Consider the following 16,261-nt stretch of genomic DNA (forward strand, 5'->3'; position numbering starts at 1 on the left):
ACATGGAATTTTTAGATTTTCTTGTATTGGGAGCTAAAACAGATTTACCAACATTGGGTGGTGTCCAAAGTTGGGGTAAACAGGTTGTTACACAATTTATATTCATTGTTGCTATGCTCTTGATTTCAAAACACCTCATGAAACTAAGTGTGGGAAAAATGGTTGGTGTATTAATCACTACAAGTGCTGGCGTATGGGTGGTTCAAAACTGGTCTACAGTTACTGGATGGGTTGGTGCGCTGCTTAAAAAGTTATAAGAGGTGATAGTGTGTCGAGATTCGTTTTTAACTATCGCAAAGCGATGAGAGAGCCCAAAAAAATTCAAAGAATAACGGAAAATTATAGTTTACCTTTTTCTATAGAGTTGATCCCAATGATCAACTATTTTGTTTTTGTCGCAATTAGTTTCGGATTTTTCATTGGCGTGAGAAGAATTTTTCCTCATGCCTTTGAAAATACTTTCGTGATTGTGATCTTTGGTATTCCACTAGGTTTAACAATTCTAATAACCAAGATTAAACCAGAAGGGAAAAATATCTATTTATATTTTTGGGGGCTGCTGAAATACTTGGTCATGATTAAGTTGCCTAAGAAGAGATATTGTAACGACAAAGTGATAGATTTTGCGAATGAACAGGAAATAAAATTCAAGTCTTTAGTAAAGGTGGTGCGAAAGAATGGTGAGTCTGAAAACACCAATGAAAACCCTGTTAAACAACATGATATTGACGAGAACGGGCGAAGTTTGGGCGTATTATCGAATAAAGAGTAGTTCCATTCCATCTCGAAATGAACATGAGATAGAAGAATATAAAGACAGATGGACTTCTTTTTATGAGGAGATAACGGATTATGAAGATTTCCACTTGATGATGTACCCTAGCAGATTCGATTTGGAAGGTCGTTTAAACGTTCTGAAAAAGGATATACATGAGGGTGCTTTAGAAGTAGCTTCATACTATATGGGGGAAACTGTGAGTGTGATGCAGCAGCGCTTAGGAAGATTGACAAGACCCGACTTCATCATTGGAATCAAACTTAATAAGTCATTGCTTAGCTTGGATGCTGATATCAAAGACAACGTTCTTTCAATGTTTAATACAGCGACCGATACAGTGGTGAATATGCTGGGGTGGGAACAAGATGTATCATCCCAATTTTTTGAACAATATAAAGAGATTGAGGATGATTTGGCTAGTACGGTTACATCTGTGTTTGGGGAGAGATTGAGAGAAGTCGAGCTTAAATATATCAATCGTTATCACTTTATAAGAGGGCTTTATCATGATGTCGAGGAAGAGAGTCAAAATGGTGATATTCATTCAATTACAAACACTGTTATAGACCCGACAATCCCAGGATCATTAAAGCTTATTAGTGATCAAGATGAAGGACATATTTCAATGATTGTTGTTGACGAATTTCTAGACAATATGGCAAATAGTAACTTGTTTTATGAGGTCCAGTCTTTGCCTTTTCCAGTAGAAGTAGAAGTAAAGGCAAAAGTAGAAAGCAAGTCTATGACAAAGACAGCATTAAATATTAAGCATCAGCAATTGAGAGAGGAACAAAATGAAAAGTATAGTGTTGGAGACGAAAGCGATCAGTCAACCATGACAAGTGCGTTTCTCGTCAAAGACCTTCAAAATAAAATCAAAAAAGAAGAAGTGTCTTTGATTAACTGGCTTGCGGTTGTGATTGTTGACGGACGCACGAAAAAAGAATGCGCTGAAAAGGCTCGATTAGTCGTGAGACACCTAAAAGGGGCAGGAATTAAATGTAGGATTCCTATTGCTGATCAACTTTCACTTTTTTATAAAATGCTGCCTGCTGAAAAGTTAGATTTGATGGATAAAAATTGGTTGCAAAAAACAACCCAAAACGGCTTAGCAGAATGTTTACTAGGCGTTGATTCTTTTGTTGGTTCTAAGATCGGTTTTTTCCTCGGTTGGGGTGATCGCTTTGATAAACATACAGATTTAGAAAGCGCCATTCGATCAAGTCGAGACTTTGTTTTGTTTCATCCTTTTCTTGCTAATCAGCAAATTAAAGGCTCAAAAACTAGATCGCCGCATTGTTTAATTACAGGCGATACAGGTAATGGTAAGTCTTTCCTCGCAAAGCTGTTGTACACATATATATCCTTTATGGATATTAAATCACTGTACATCGACCCTAAAAAGGAAATGAGGAAATGGATTAGAAAAGTCATTAGCAACCCACAAACTCGAAAAGATTTCCCTTTGTATATTAAACATTTAGAGAAATATCATTTTATAACATTAGATCATGAACAAGAAGAGAACTGGGGCGCATTAGACCCAATTACCTTCATGCCGCCAACTAAAGCTAAGGACTTGTTAGAAGTTATATTTGAACAGGTCTATGATTTTAAAGGCAAAGATGATGTGAGCACTGCTTTTCTAAGAGCAATCACAAAAGTGCTTGAAATGAAAGAGCAGGGTGAACAAGTGGGATCGCTGCATGTTATTTACGAAATGCAGAGGCACAAAAATGAAGTAGTTCAAAAAGCTGGAGACTATTTATATGAGGTTGTGCAGGACTCTATTATGAAGCTGCTAGTTCATGATGGTTCTAATCCTTCACTATCTCTTAGTGAACGAATTACTATCTTGGAAGTTGAAAATATGGATTTACCAGACTTCGGGGAACGTATAGAAAATTTCACGAAGTCACAATTAAAGTCAAGTGCAGTCATGTTTGCACTTGGAAAGTTCTGTGAGCTTTTTGGAATGAATGCGGACGAAAAAACAGCCGAGTTTATAGACGAAGCGTGGATTTTTACAGCTTCTCCGCAGGGGAAAAAAGTAGAGCGTCAAATGAGACGTATTGGGCGTTCTTATAACAATGCTGAATTCTTTATTTCTCAATCAACTAAAGACGCACTGCATGAGGATGACACAGGAAACTTTGGTGTAGCATTCGCCTTCGATGAACCAAACGAACGTGAAGAAGTCTTGGAATGGATGAACCTTGAACCGAGTGAGGAAAACAAAAAAATGCTTGAATCCATGTTCCAAGGACAATGCTTGTTTAAAGACATTTATGGGCGCACAGCTAAAATTTCTATTGAATGCTTGTTTGATGAGTGGATGGGAGCATTTGAAACAATTAATAAAAGTGATGTTGCGTATGCAGAAGAACAATACTTGTAAGAAGTCATGTAGAGCAGCATGGCTTTTTTTGTTTGCAGATCGGGGGCGATTCAAATAAAACGGAAAATAATATTGGTTTTCTCAATCGTGGTTATTCTGTTAACTAGTGTTTTTTCATTTGCTTTAGCTGACGATAAAGAAGGTGATAAAACAGTAAAACCAAAAGTCGAAAAAGTTGGTGGAGTTGAGCTTGAAATAAGTAGATTTCCACTGGAGCATTATCAAGCCCACAACCAAGCCGAAGATGGATTTATTAAAGGTGCAATTGTATCTTTGTCTAACACTATGTTAGCTGTGACACAAATCGTAGTCCTTGTTGTTGACAAGGCAATGGATTTGTTTATGAGTGCGGAGCCAATTGATAACTTTAGTAGTGCTATCACAAACGTTTCCAAACAGATGTACAATGTCTTAAAAAAGAGCTTTGGAGAAATACTCTTTGTATTTATGATAGGCTTCGTAGTCTATCTATTTTTTATTAAGGGCAGTTTTAAAGAAGGTATGAGACGTTTTGCTTTATTTTTTGTTGTCATGGTTGTTTCTGCACTATGGGTGAACAAAGCTGGTTACTGGATTGAATCTTTGAATGCTTTATCAATTGAGGGACAAGGAAAGCTCATTACGGTTGGAAATAAATTGGTCGGTGCGTTTTCAGATAAAAGTGATTCCACTTTAAAAATGGATGATGTCAAAAAAGGTCAGGAAATTGAAGGTACAACGGCTGTTCTTAGGAATTTTTACTTTGATTCAGCGATGAAAAGCCCATACTTGGTGACCAATTATGGTACACCAAATGAAAAAACAATTTTGAAGAAGGGTGATGGTGAAGGTGGTCTTGATCGAATAGATACGCTGCTTTCTTTTAAATTGACCAGTGAAGGGCAGCGAGCGAAAAAAGACTTTATAAACAAAAAAGAAGTAAAGGAATATAAGAATCAAAGCATTGCAGAGGGAAGTATTTACGTTCAGTTGGGATATTCATTTATAGGTTTGCTGGCTGCTATATCTCTGGGGATGCCATTCTTTTTAATTGCGTTTCTTAATTTCTTAATTCAAATTATCGTGCTTGCGATTGCTTTCTTTCTTCCTTTTGCCTTTATCCTGTCTTACGTTCCACAATTTGCATATAGTGGTTTCGTCTCTTTGGGAAGGATGTTCGCATTGTTTGTCTTGAAAGCCTTGCTGACTCTTGTGCTTGTGTTTGTTTATGCAATCTGCGTCATTACGCATAAAACTATTCCTCCAACGAATTTAGGGATGTATTTTCTCAATGTAGTAGCAATGTCGGTTATTTTGATCATTGCATTTTTAAAACGTGACAAGATAATCAATTTTGTTACGGCTGGTAAAGTGCAAAATGTGGATGCAAATTTATTAGAGAATACTAGAAAGGCAGTCGTTCAACCTTCTTGGGAAGGTGCGAAAAAAGTTAGTAGTGGTATTGGTGAATGGAAAAAGAAACGAGATGATAAAAAAGCTGCTGAAGAAAGGAAAAAGGCAGAAGAGGAACAACAGTATTCAGCAGAAAGACGAAGTGCGCCACAAAATCAATCAACTGGAAATTCTAAATTTGATAGAACTTCACAAAATAATCTAAAAAATGATGTGTCTTCGAAAAAAGAAATTGAAAGAGGACGGCAGCTTGATGGCTCAAGTGTAGATACAAAAGCAGATGATTATAAGCCACCATTGTATGTGGCGGATGGAGAAGATGTGGAAAGAACAGATCAAAAAGAAACGGGTGCAAGTGCTTCTAATCAATTACCAAAAGTGGATATTGAAAGAAGCGAACAAGCGACTAAAGATCAACTGAAAGAGGAAGGTGACAGTAATACGAGTTCTTCTAACCCACTACCAAAAGTGGATGTAGAGCGAAGTGAACAAGCGACTAAAGATCAACTGAAAGAGGAAGGGGGCAGTAATGCGAATGCTTCTAGTCTAATGCCGAAAGTGGTGGATGTAGAGCGAAACGAACAGGAGGCAAAAGATCATCTAGCAGAAGAAGGGAATAAGAATTCAAGCGCATCAAGCAGAATACCAATGGTGGATGCTGAAAGAAGTGATCAAATTAAAGAACATATTGCCGAAGAAGAAAAGCCCAATAGTTCAAAGGCTTCAACATCAGTTCATGAGGTTGATGTTGAAAGAAGTGATCAAGGTGCTTCTGAAAAAACGTTAACAGAGGAAAGTATCAGTAATCAAAAGCCTGTGAGTCCTGTTCCTAATGCTAACGTAGCAAGAAATGAACAAACACAACCAAAAGAAAAAGTAAGTGCACCAGTTCCAAAAACTGAAAATGAGACAGTTAAGACGTCAGATACACAACCAAAAACTAAAAGAGTAATTCAGCAGCAACCCAAACATGTGAAAATTGAATTAGATCAGATAGAGAGTCGTCAAAGCAAAAATGGTCGAGGTGACAGATCATGAAAAAGCTATTGACGGCTTTTTTTAGTTCACTCCCAATTATCTTTTTTGGGGGAATGCTGCTTGTTGTTGTATTAATTTTTGGTGGGAGTAACCAGAACCAAGAAATTGAGGGTGGGGATGAAGAGTTTGTGACGAATGGCATTGCGCCAGAGATTGAGAGGCTCCGTCACGTCTTTGAAAAATATGCCCGCAAAGAAGGTGTTTACGATCAGTTGAACATCATTATGGCGCTGACAATGCAGGAGAGTGGGGGCAGATACTTGGATATCATGCAATCGAGCGAATCAATAGGCTTGCCGCCTAATACGATAACCGATCCAGAATATTCGATACAGGTTGGTATAAAGCATTTTACGGCTGTATTTAAAAAGGCAGGCGGAGACGTTCGATTAACATTGCAGTCCTACAACTACGGAGGAGGATTTATAGATTTTGTTAAAAAGCGTGGAGGCAAATATACAAAAGCTCTTGCGCTAGAATTTAGCAGATTTCAAGCACTTAAATTGGGGTGGCGTAGTTATGGTGATCCTAATTACGTTGATCATGTCTTCCGATATCTAAAAGGCGGTGGCAGCGTTAAGCCAGTGAATGGAGCTATCGAAGGATATGAGGCCATTATGAATGAAGCCTTAAAATATGAAGGGAATCCATATCAATGGGCTGGTTCAACTCCAAAGACGGGTTTTGATTGCTCAGGTCTTGTTCAATGGGCTTACAGAAAAGCAGGGATTTCTTTACCCAGAACAGCCCAAGAACAATACGGAGCAACAAAAAAGATTGCTGAAAGCGAAGCAGTCGCAGGCGATTTAGTCTTTTTTACAGGCACGTATCAAGGAAAATTCATTACCCACGTTGGCATATATGTTGGTGAAGGTAGAATGTTCAATTCTAATGATAGTGGCGTTCAATATTCTCAGTTGAAAAAAGGATATTGGAGAGATCACTTAGTTTCATTTGGACGCATAAAACGATAGGAGGATTTCATGAAAAAGATATTATGGCTAGTAGGTGGTGTTGTATTGATTTTAGGAATTACGAGTTATTACATGACTTACAACAAATTGAATGATGCAAAAAATCAAGCTCTGAAAGAGAAGCAAAAGATCGAGAATAAAATGAATCAAGTGACGAATTCAGAAGCTGCTGACATGAATCAAAAGTTTTTTGAAGCATTCTTTCAATATGAAGATGCTGACGATAGAGAAAAGGCTGTTAGGAAGTTGGCGACGGATAAAGCAATGAGCTATGCGTTCCCTTCGAAGGGTCCTGAAAAACATAGCGTAACAATGCAAGGGGATTTACTTTCTTTAGAGAGCTATTCTAAGAAGATAGATGAAGACAGGGAACTTTATTTGAATGATGCGAAAATTGCACTTACGGTGAATGCCGTCACCACACAACAAAACATTATTATTCAAACTGAGTTAATAAAAAAAGAGAATAAATGGATTGTTGATAATGTGCAGGTCAAATAATTTTTGTGCTATGAAAGGAGAATTTTAATGGGTACAACAATATGTAAAGATGATCTGATCAAAATTGGATATAAAAAATATCAAGCTGTGAATTTAATTAGAGAAGCAAAAGCGATCATGGTTCAAAAAGGTTGCCCTTATTATAATAATAAAAGGCTCGGAAGAGTTCCGAGAGATGTAGTTGAATCTATTTTAGGGGTGTCCTTATCAGAAGAAGCGAGAGGAGTTTCCCAATGAAGAGAACTAAGTATGATGATGTTTACATTGATGATAACGGAGTTATTTTTTATCAAATAGATTGTCAGAGTGAAGGGAAAAGAAAACGTAAAAAATCTAAAATAGGAAATGATGGAAAACCTTTTTTGTCTGCTTTTGAAGCTCATAAAGAGGTAACTAGATTAAAAAGAGAAATGAATAAAAGGAGGTCAAATGATCACCTTTGAAAAAGAAACAAGAAAAAACAAAATATCCGGGAGTCTATGTAGACGAAAAAGGAAGGTTTTTTTATCAGTCTGAATTTGGAATAGATCGTATAACAGGTAAGAGGATAAGAAAAAAAGGAAGAAAAGATGCTAATGGAAAACCTTTTGCATCAGCCTTTGAGGCTAATAAAGAATTAACACGATTGAAAAGAGAATACCATAAAGTTAATAGCTATTCGAATTATAAGATGACTTATGAGCAATTCATGAGCCAAGTCTATATACCTTATTACCAAACAGAAGTTGAAGAAAGTACCTTTGAAGTTAAGGAAGGGATTTTTGAAAAAATAAAAGATAGGTTTGGATCGATGTCTCTTAGATCAATCTCAATTGAGGATGTACAAAATTTCCGTACATGGTTATTAACGAGCAAAAAAAGGGGAGGGGCTGGATATTCTCAATCCTACGCTAGTCTGGTTTTTGGTGTCTTTCGACAGAGTTTAGATAAAGCGGTTGATATGCAGTATTTAGAATACAATATCTCAAAGAAAGTTAAAGCAATACCAAAAGGTAAAGCAGTTGTTCCATATTGGACAAAAGAAGAGTTTGAACAAGTAATAAATCAAATATATATTGATGATTTTTATGAACACTTGAATTTTGTTATGATATGGGTGTATTACATGACCGGTATCAGAGTGAATGAAGGAACTGCTTTAAACTGGTGTGATATTGATTTGAAGAAGAAGCGTATGCGTGTCCATCATATGTTGATTCTTAAAACGAGAACAGAATGGAAAAGAAACTCTTATACAAAAACTGAAGATGGAAAGAGAACCATTGCGCTTGATGATGACACTATAAACATATTAAAAGTTTGGCGTGAACGCCAGCTAGCTATAGGTTTAGGAAAAGTAGATGATTTTGTCTTTAGTTATGATGGTTTGCCCATGATTAAATCAACAATTGGTAGGATGATTTCTCGATATGCAAAATTGGCGGAAGTGAAGAAGATACAAGCGAAGGGGCTGCGCCATTCACATGCATCTTATCTCATCAATGAATTTAATGTTTCAGTTCTTGTTTTATCCCAACGTATGGGTCATTCAAGTCCAGAAATCACATTAAAGCATTATGCCCATATGTGGACTGGGGCAGATAATACGATAGCAGAAATGATGGCTGGAAATATTAAAATAAAGACTGCATCTGAAACAAAACTTCGATTCAATGGTAATCAGGCGATAAATAAGAAAAACCCCACCAAAAACCCCACCAAGGAAGCAAAAGGTTAAAAGAAACCTTTGTTTTAAAGGGGTTTGGGGCACCTACTACGATTGAATGGGAATAAATGTAAAAGAGCTAGAAACCTTTGTGTATCAAGGGTTTCTAGCTCTTTTTTATTTTTAACTGCACTTTTCCCTTCCGTTTTAATGTGTTAATGAATCATTCCATCCCTTACACACATCAATCCATTGTGAATAACCGGAGTGTTTTTCTAATTGTTTTATTGTGAGTTCAATAGCACTGTTACTGCTTCCGCAGGCTGGATAGACTGTTTCAAAACGTTTGAGTGAAATATCTAAATAAACAGAAACGCCATTCTTTATAGCAAAAGGACATACTCCGCCAATTTCATGACCGACCAAGTCAACGACCTCATGAGGAGAAAGCATTTTAGCTTTTGTTTTAAAATATTCCTTGAATTTTTTGTTATCAACTTTTGCATCGCCAGAGGTCACAATTAAAATAGCTTGTCCCTTTACTAGAAAGGATAGTGTTTTTGCGATTCTTTCAGGTTCGCAGCCCAATGCAGAAGCAGCCAAGTCTACGGTGGCACTAGACACTGAAAATTCTTGAATTCGAGTATCCATATCATATTGTTTAAAATAATCTTTTACTTGTTTGATGGACATGATCATTTCTCCTCTTTATTATCTATTATTTAATCGATATTGATGTGGTGTTAGGTGATACTTTCTCTTAAATAAACGAATGAAATGCTCTACATTTTGATAACCTACGGCTGCCGCAATATGATCTACTTGTGAATTGCTGCCAGTGAGCATTTCGCAGGCTTTTTCCAATCTTATTTCTTGTCGAATCTCACGAAATGATTTGCCAAGCTTACGAGCTATATATTTTGACAGGTAAGACTGTGAAAGGTTAAATTTCTCTGCCATCTCCTGGATGGTGATATGCTCACAACATTGCTGAATATATTGGAGCATTTCAATAATACGTATATCACGATATTGTTTGACCTGATTTACGTTCATATGACTTGGTTTGAATCTTAATATTAGACATAATAATATCTCAAACAAATTATTCATAATCAACTGGTAACTAGGGAACCGATTATAATTTTCTGTAAATAGTTGAAGAGAGCAGTCTAGCAAATGTTTATCCAAGTGACTATGGAAAATAAGAATATTTTTATTTTCTTTTATATACAATGCATTCAAAAAGAATTCTGAAATGACATTGTTTCCTTTTAACATTTTAAAAAACACTTTTTGAAAAGTACTCTTACGGATCATGATTTGCATGGCGATTGTATTCTCCATTACAATTGGCTTGTGTATGGTGTCAGGAGGAATAAAGGCAATATCTCCTGATTTCAAAGTCATTTTTTTATCTTCCACTTCTACATACATCTCATTTTCCAGAACATAGATCATTTCAAAGAAATCATGGATAGCCGACAATTGAGGCATAAAACGGCTATACTTTCTCACTTCGATATCTTTCTCCTGACCTAACCACATGGTATCTTCCTTTTCAAATTCGTTCTGCCCTTTTTGCAAAAATTCTTCTATATATATTTGTTTATGCATTAAATTGTTTTTATCATAATTCTTCAAAAATAATTGCAATGATTGATTGTCATGCTTTTTCTGTTGGTATTGTTGATAAAAAATTTCTTGCTCGTTATATTCTCTTAAATATTGCATCACTTCATGTTTTTCAAGTTTATCTTTTTCCATCTACATCCAAACCTCTAGTTTATTTACTGCAACCACCAGGGCCTTCACTGTTGCTTCTATAATATCTTTATCAATTCCAGCACCCCAATGCATTTTTCCTTGATATGAAATTCCAATCTGTGCACAGGCTTGTGCTTGAGAATCCTTGCCCAAAGAATTCTGTTCATAGACTTCCAAAACATATTCGAGATGAAAATATGCTTTTAACGCATTACTGATTGCATCTAAACTTCCAGTGCCAGTTCCTTGTATTTCAATTTGTTGATCATCTCTCAGCAAAGTTAAGGTAACTTCCTGCTTCTCTCCTTTATGAAATTGATAATCAAGCAGCTGGAAATGAGGGTGATAATCAACATACTGTTCTTTAAAAACATGATATATTTCTTCGACAGACAATTCCCTACTTGCCTGATCAGATACTTTCTTCGCTTCATATCCCATGGCTTCATTCATTTGATAAGGAAGTTGAATGCCATAATTTGTTTCTAGTATATAGCCTATGCCGCCTTTTCCAGACTGGCTGTTGATTCGAATCACATCCGCTTGATAATTCCTCCCCAAGTCAACGGGATCTACTGGGATATACGGAACGTCCCATTTATCAACATTATTTTCCTTTCTATATTTCATACCTTTAGATATCGCATCTTGATGTGACCCAGAGAATGCGGTGAAAACCATTTCCCCAGAATAGGGCTGCCTCTCAGGAACAGTGATTTTTGTTAGTTTTTCATATTTTTTACGAATCGCTTCTAGGTTATTGAAATTCAATTTTGGATCATAACCTTGTGAATACATATTCATCGCCAAGGTAATCAAGTCAACGTTCCCTGTACGTTCACCGATACCAAATAATGTACCTTCGACTCTTTCTGCGCCAGCCAGAACACCAAATTCTGCATCACTCACCCCAGAGCCGCGGTCATTATGAGGATGAACAGATAATGTCACACTGTCTCGGTAAGACAGATTTTTGTGTATATACTCAATCTGACTTGCAAAGATATGAGGCATTGAATATTCTACTGTTGTCGGAATATTGATGATGGCTTTATGAGCTCGTGTCGGTTTCCAAATATCTAAAACACTATTACAAATATCTAACGCATAATCAACTTCTGTTCCTGGAAAGCTTTCAGGACTATATTGAAAATAAATATCACTTTTTGTTTTTTCGGCAAGTTCTTTTACTAAAATAGCTCCATCCATTGCAATTTGTTTAATTTCATCTTTTGTTTTCTTAAATACCTGTCTGCGCTGCGCTTCTGAAGTCGAATTATATAAATGAACAATCGCTTTCGGTACACCCTTAATGACTTCGAAGGTTCGACGGATAATATGCTCTCTCGCTTGTGTGATCACCATAATCGTGACATCGTCTGGAATCATATGATGATCAATCAGTGTCCGTAACAGCCTAAACTCCGTATCAGAAGCAGCTGGAAATGCGATTTCAATTTCTTTAAAACCTATCTCTACTAATAACTGAAACATTTCCAATTTTTCTTCTAAGTTCATAGGAATAGGTAATGCTTGATTACCATCCCGTAAGTCCACACTGCACCATATCGGAGCACTTTCTAATGTTTCTTTCTTCACCCAATCATAAGTAAGGTTCGGTGGCAAAAAGTATTTCTTTTCGTATTTTTTGTGGTTAAACATCATCGATTCCTCCTAGAAAATAGAATATAAAAAAAGCCTTTCATCCCCAAGATTTAACTTGGAGACGAAAGACTTCTTCTTACGCGGTACCACCCCTGTTTCATGATAAACAAACATTATCATGCCCTTATTCGGATACAGATTGTTTGATCTTATATCCTTCCCATATAACGGTGGGGGGCCGTCCTTAACTACATTGATACTTTTCATTTCACTAAGGCTACTCTAAGGTGAGTTCCCTGCCTTTTTGTTATTGCTTCTCATCAGCCAGCAACTTTCTGAAAACATTTCGGCAAGTACTATTCCTTATCATCGCATTCTCATTTTTCTGATTTTTTCTATTATACCAAGTCTATAAAAAGAAGATAGTGATTGGGATATCTTTTTTAATTGATTTTTTTTGTTCTATGGGTGCTTATCTTTAATTCTCTTCACCAAATAAAATTCCAAGGCCACAAATAAAGGTGAGTGAATTCATAGCGAACAATAAAATCGCACCAATTTTTTTCATGGCAATGAACCTCCGCTTAAATTCAGTCTGCTAGCCTTCAAAATTTAAATTCACTGGTTCATCCTCTAAATGATCCACAGTATTTTGTTCTGTCACTGGCACACTTTCATCTACAATTTTAAAACTAAGTTCGTCCATCCAAATGTGACCTTGTCCATGTAGTAATATGCCAAACGCAATGACTTCACTTTTGACTGGAACATCCAATACTACACTAAAATGATTCCAGCCGTTTGTTCCTGTAATGGGGCGGTTCATCATGTTGTCAAACGCAAGAACTTCACCTGAAGAATGGTCAATCCTCATCCATAAACCAGCTGAACCTTTCACATCTTCGCTTTTGACAAAAGCAGAAAATTGAAGGCGTTCTCCACGGTAACGATCAGACTTAATTTGCTGCATCAAGGTCGCGAATCCTCGTGCTTTTTCATCCTTGGATTTCAGGTAAGCTGAGGTAGTACCACTGTGTACAATTCTGTCATCCAGACCTGTTTCATAATCAGATGGTGTTTCTCCCGTCATAATCCAGCCGGTAGGTGTGTTCTTATTTGCAGCCATATTCGTTTCCTCCTTATTAATGACATTCCTTAGTAATCTCCGATAACGTGCGGGTGACATATCATATATCTTCTTAAAGGCTCTAGTGAAGGATTCCTGTGAACTAAATCGATACTGCAATGCAATGTCAATCGCCCGTTGATCCGTATGAATTAAATCCTTCGCCGCTTGGGTCATTCGACGTTCCCTTATATAATCGACAACTGACTTCTTAATCACTTTCTTGAATATACGGTGAAAGTGAAACCTAGAATAACCAGCGTGTTTCGCTAGAGTTTGAAGCGGTAAATCATCTTTCAGATGCTGTTCAATATAATTTAATGTTTCTTGAATCGTTTTCTCATGTTCTTGATAGGACAACCGAGCACCTCCTTGCCTTGTGAGTTTAGTATAGCGGAAATGCTTTTTAGGAAACTTGACTTTTTGTGCTATGTTGCAATTTTAGAATGGACCTTATAGTCCTAGGTTCAGGACTGGGTATCCGTGTACTGGGTGGAGTTTCTGAAGAAAATCTAGAAATCATCCGGGAATAAGATTTAATTCTACTAGAAGAAATTTCCATCTTAGGCTTTGAGTGAGACATCTGACAATATTTTGAGGTTCTCCCAGACATCCACAACAAAGGTGCCATGGATGACGCCAGAATATACGACTAAACAATTGGTATCGGTGCTATCACTTTGATTAATTACAGTTTCAGCAGAACTGCAAAAAATATTTAATTAGATAAATGTAGGTTGAGGGATATTGAAGGAAAATCAGATGTGAAGGGGATACAATGAATGAACAACTTAAAATTATTATTGATCTCATAATTAAAGCAGATAATACAATTGAAAAGAATATCATATTCGAAAAATTTTTTAATAAATCAGATCATATAAAAATAATCAAATATTAATGAAAGTTTTAAAAATAGGGAAATTAACGGTTATAAAATATTTCTCCTGACTATACAAAAATGTGGATTCTTGATAGTAATTATATTGGAGGGGATTACCGAAAATAAAAGTTGGTAAAGTTGTACATTTTGATTTGAATATTTTGACGTATTTAAACAGGTTATTAAATGATTATAGACAAAATATTCAGAAGAATGAATTTCTCGATTATCTAAATTTTTTTAAAAATAATCAATTCAATTATAATATTACTACTGCATTAATGGAACGCTCAATGTCCGATATAAGTGGTGTTGATAAGAATATTTGGAGGGTACTCTAAAAAAACTGTTGAGCCCATTTTAAATACAGTTTGGGATATTTACCATGTAAGATTAATAGAACAATCTTTTTTTATAGATAATAGTAATAAGGAAGAGATTATCATAATTTCAGTTCAAGAGATGATGCTTTTAATGAGTTATCTAAAATAAATCAAATAAAGGTTTTTGTAATTAATGATGGAAGACCGCTTGCAATTCGAGATATAGGTATAAAAGATATTTGTAACGACGAATTTTACAATGAGCTTTCATTCTTCATTTTTATTGCTATTTTGGGCATTCTTCTCTGTTTTGATTTATTAGCCATATCGATCCTACAAATATAGACATCCCAAACATCTTTAAAATAAAACTTGTCAAAAATGTATATCCTTCAATTTCAATACCTAGCATAATTGTGGCTATTATGATTCCTATAAAACCAGCTAAGAAATATAAAATCAAAAATACACCTCCTCTAAAAACATCCTACTAAAACATTGAAAAGAACCCCTAACCAGGAGTTCCTTTCTCTATTCAATATTTTCTTAATGGGATATTTCCAATAAAGTTTTTTAGTGAAATTTTATAATGTTGTTCAATGTCACGTCCAAGGTTTTCATGTAATACCTTCATTTGTTCAATTATATAATTAAGATCGAATACATTATATAACTGTTGAGTTTCCCAAATAGTGGTGAGTCGAGCCTTATTATCAAATGGTATTACTGAAATAATGGGGTCGTCTTCCTCATACTCCATTGTGTAATATCTATACTCTGTAACTTTGTTTTTTTTCTTTATCTTTTTAATCCAGTCGTGCAAAGATGCATAAAATTCTAATAAGGCGATATTTTCTTCAAAATATACTTCGCCATTTATAACTATTTTAAACTCTCCCTCTACTCTTAGAGCTGTTGATGGATCTTTCTTCATGTTCTTTGGAATATCTTTCTCATCAGATGTGAACATATAATCAAATTCTACTTGATTGGATAAGCTGTCCATATTTTACCATCCCAACCTATAACTATTTTTATTTTTGTCTCACCTTTTGTTCCGATTTTCTTTTTCAGATTTGCAGTGATGACAAAGGATAGTTTTTTATTATTGTTTATAGTAAACGAAACATTTTTAGATTGTAAAGCTTCTTTTATCCATTTATTTACTGTGCTCTTGCTTTTGGTATCAAATTTTCTGTATCTACCTTTTGCATTACTAAGATGTTTGTTGCTAACAGAAAACTTAGAAACTTTTTTTATACCTTGTTTAATTACCTGTTTTTTAAAAGTTTTTATTATTAGCTTCTTTCCGTATTTTTTAATAGCATATTGAATACCAAACCTAGAAACAATTCCAACTATTATTGCTGGAACAATTGATGACTGAGCTTCTATGGTGCTAACTTTATACTCTTTTCCTGTTTCATCATCCACAAAGGTTGCTGTAAAATCATTTCCTTCAATCTCTTCAATTAACACGTTGAATTTGTTAGTTTCTTTTTCCCCATTTTCTAACTCTGTAATACCATCAACTGTGATTTCACCTGTCTCATGATTAATTTTCATGTCAGTTTGGACATTCATACTCTCAGCTTCAAGCTGAGTAGATATATTAACTTCATCTAGGCTTTCCTTAACTTCCATTAACATATCTTGTTCTAGCTCTATCCCCAATTCTTTTTCAACATTCACTTCATATTCTTTACTAGCATTCTCTTCTATTCTTAAAGCATCAGAATCAATTTCGCCTGATTTTGCACTTGCAAATTCAGGAACAACTCCACACAAAAACAATGTTAACACAAGAATTTTTATTAAAACCTTTTTCAAT

15 protein-coding genes, 1 pseudogene and 1 other annotated feature are annotated in these 16,261 nt (G+C 35.5%); of the genes and pseudogenes, 10 read left to right on the plus strand and 6 right to left on the minus strand.

Annotated features, from left to right (window positions below):
- Nucleotides 1-2: 2 nt before the first annotated feature.
- The 9 genes from NSQ76_RS03505 to NSQ76_RS03545 are packed head-to-tail and all read left to right on the plus strand — an operon-like array spanning nucleotide 3 to nucleotide 8,798.
- Entirely contained in the window at nucleotides 3-257 is a 255-nt protein-coding gene (locus NSQ76_RS03505) for a hypothetical protein (protein ID WP_041092938.1), read from the plus strand.
- Nucleotides 258-268: 11 nt separating this feature from the next.
- On the plus strand, nucleotides 269-772 hold the full coding sequence (locus NSQ76_RS03510; RefSeq protein WP_305960867.1) for a conjugal transfer protein: 504 nt from the start codon (nucleotides 269-271) through the stop codon (nucleotides 770-772).
- Entirely contained in the window at nucleotides 678-3,176 is a 2,499-nt protein-coding gene (locus NSQ76_RS03515) for an ATP-binding protein (RefSeq protein WP_445661658.1), read from the plus strand. Before NSQ76_RS03510 ends, NSQ76_RS03515 begins: the two co-directional genes overlap by 95 nt.
- A gap of 18 nt (nucleotides 3,177-3,194) precedes the next feature.
- Nucleotides 3,195-5,606, plus strand: coding sequence for a CD3337/EF1877 family mobilome membrane protein (locus NSQ76_RS03520; RefSeq protein ID WP_341052429.1), 2,412 nt, complete (start codon nucleotides 3,195-3,197; stop codon nucleotides 5,604-5,606).
- On the plus strand, nucleotides 5,603-6,580 hold the full coding sequence (locus tag NSQ76_RS03525; RefSeq protein ID WP_341052431.1) for a bifunctional lytic transglycosylase/C40 family peptidase: 978 nt from the start codon (nucleotides 5,603-5,605) through the stop codon (nucleotides 6,578-6,580). Before NSQ76_RS03520 ends, NSQ76_RS03525 begins: the two co-directional genes overlap by 4 nt.
- Nucleotides 6,581-6,589: 9 nt before the next feature.
- Nucleotides 6,590-7,081, plus strand: a complete 492-nt coding sequence (locus tag NSQ76_RS03530; protein WP_341052433.1) for a hypothetical protein — start codon at nucleotides 6,590-6,592, stop codon at nucleotides 7,079-7,081.
- Nucleotides 7,082-7,108: 27 nt separating this feature from the next.
- Nucleotides 7,109-7,318, plus strand: a complete 210-nt coding sequence (locus NSQ76_RS03535; protein ID WP_044141488.1) for a DUF3173 domain-containing protein — start codon at nucleotides 7,109-7,111, stop codon at nucleotides 7,316-7,318.
- Complete coding sequence (locus tag NSQ76_RS03540) at nucleotides 7,315-7,524, plus strand: hypothetical protein (RefSeq protein ID WP_341052436.1); 210 nt, start codon at nucleotides 7,315-7,317, stop codon at nucleotides 7,522-7,524. Before NSQ76_RS03535 ends, NSQ76_RS03540 begins: the two co-directional genes overlap by 4 nt.
- Nucleotides 7,521-8,798 (plus strand): tyrosine-type recombinase/integrase, encoded by a 1,278-nt coding sequence (locus NSQ76_RS03545; protein WP_341052439.1) that lies wholly within the window; start codon nucleotides 7,521-7,523, stop codon nucleotides 8,796-8,798. Before NSQ76_RS03540 ends, NSQ76_RS03545 begins: the two co-directional genes overlap by 4 nt.
- 135 nt (nucleotides 8,799-8,933) lie before the next feature.
- Here NSQ76_RS03545 and NSQ76_RS03550 read toward each other — a convergent pair whose 3' ends face one another.
- From NSQ76_RS03550 to NSQ76_RS03565, 4 genes are all read right to left on the minus strand, one after another.
- Nucleotides 8,934-9,419: a YbaK/EbsC family protein gene (locus NSQ76_RS03550; RefSeq protein WP_041116046.1), complete on the minus strand. Its 486-nt coding sequence runs from the start codon at nucleotides 9,417-9,419 to the stop codon at nucleotides 8,934-8,936.
- A gap of 18 nt (nucleotides 9,420-9,437) precedes the next feature.
- Nucleotides 9,438-10,493, minus strand: coding sequence for an AraC family transcriptional regulator (locus NSQ76_RS03555; protein ID WP_341052441.1), 1,056 nt, complete (start codon nucleotides 10,491-10,493; stop codon nucleotides 9,438-9,440).
- A complete protein-coding gene (locus NSQ76_RS03560; RefSeq protein WP_341052443.1) occupies nucleotides 10,494-12,155 on the minus strand; it encodes a 2-isopropylmalate synthase in 1,662 nt (553 codons plus the stop codon).
- A 57-nt stretch (nucleotides 12,156-12,212) separates the two neighbouring features.
- Nucleotides 12,213-12,477, minus strand: a binding site (T-box leader).
- A 219-nt stretch (nucleotides 12,478-12,696) separates the two neighbouring features.
- Nucleotides 12,697-13,584, minus strand: coding sequence for an AraC family transcriptional regulator (locus tag NSQ76_RS03565; RefSeq protein ID WP_341052446.1), 888 nt, complete (start codon nucleotides 13,582-13,584; stop codon nucleotides 12,697-12,699).
- A 104-nt stretch (nucleotides 13,585-13,688) separates the two neighbouring features.
- On the opposite strand from NSQ76_RS03565, the pseudogene NSQ76_RS03570 reads away from it, so the two are divergent.
- Nucleotides 13,689-13,877, plus strand: a pseudogene (locus tag NSQ76_RS03570) (glutamine-hydrolyzing GMP synthase); the annotation flags it as partial.
- Between the two features lie 1,088 nt (nucleotides 13,878-14,965).
- Here the strand turns inward: NSQ76_RS03570 and NSQ76_RS03575 are convergent.
- Together NSQ76_RS03575 and NSQ76_RS03580 are read right to left on the minus strand one after the other, a co-directional pair.
- The gene (locus tag NSQ76_RS03575; RefSeq protein ID WP_024424493.1) at nucleotides 14,966-15,436 is read right to left on the minus strand and encodes a DUF7878 domain-containing protein; all 471 of its coding nucleotides are present in this window, start codon (nucleotides 15,434-15,436) and stop codon (nucleotides 14,966-14,968) included.
- Nucleotides 15,412-16,260: an SAR2788 family putative toxin gene (locus NSQ76_RS03580; protein WP_024424494.1), complete on the minus strand. Its 849-nt coding sequence runs from the start codon at nucleotides 16,258-16,260 to the stop codon at nucleotides 15,412-15,414. The genes NSQ76_RS03575 and NSQ76_RS03580 overlap by 25 nt, the downstream gene beginning before the upstream one ends.
- Nucleotide 16,261: the final 1 nt, after the last annotated feature.

The sequence above is a fragment of the Bacillus sp. FSL M8-0256 genome (assembly GCF_038005765.1).
GTDB lineage: Bacteria > Bacillota > Bacilli > Bacillales > Bacillaceae > Bacillus > Bacillus safensis.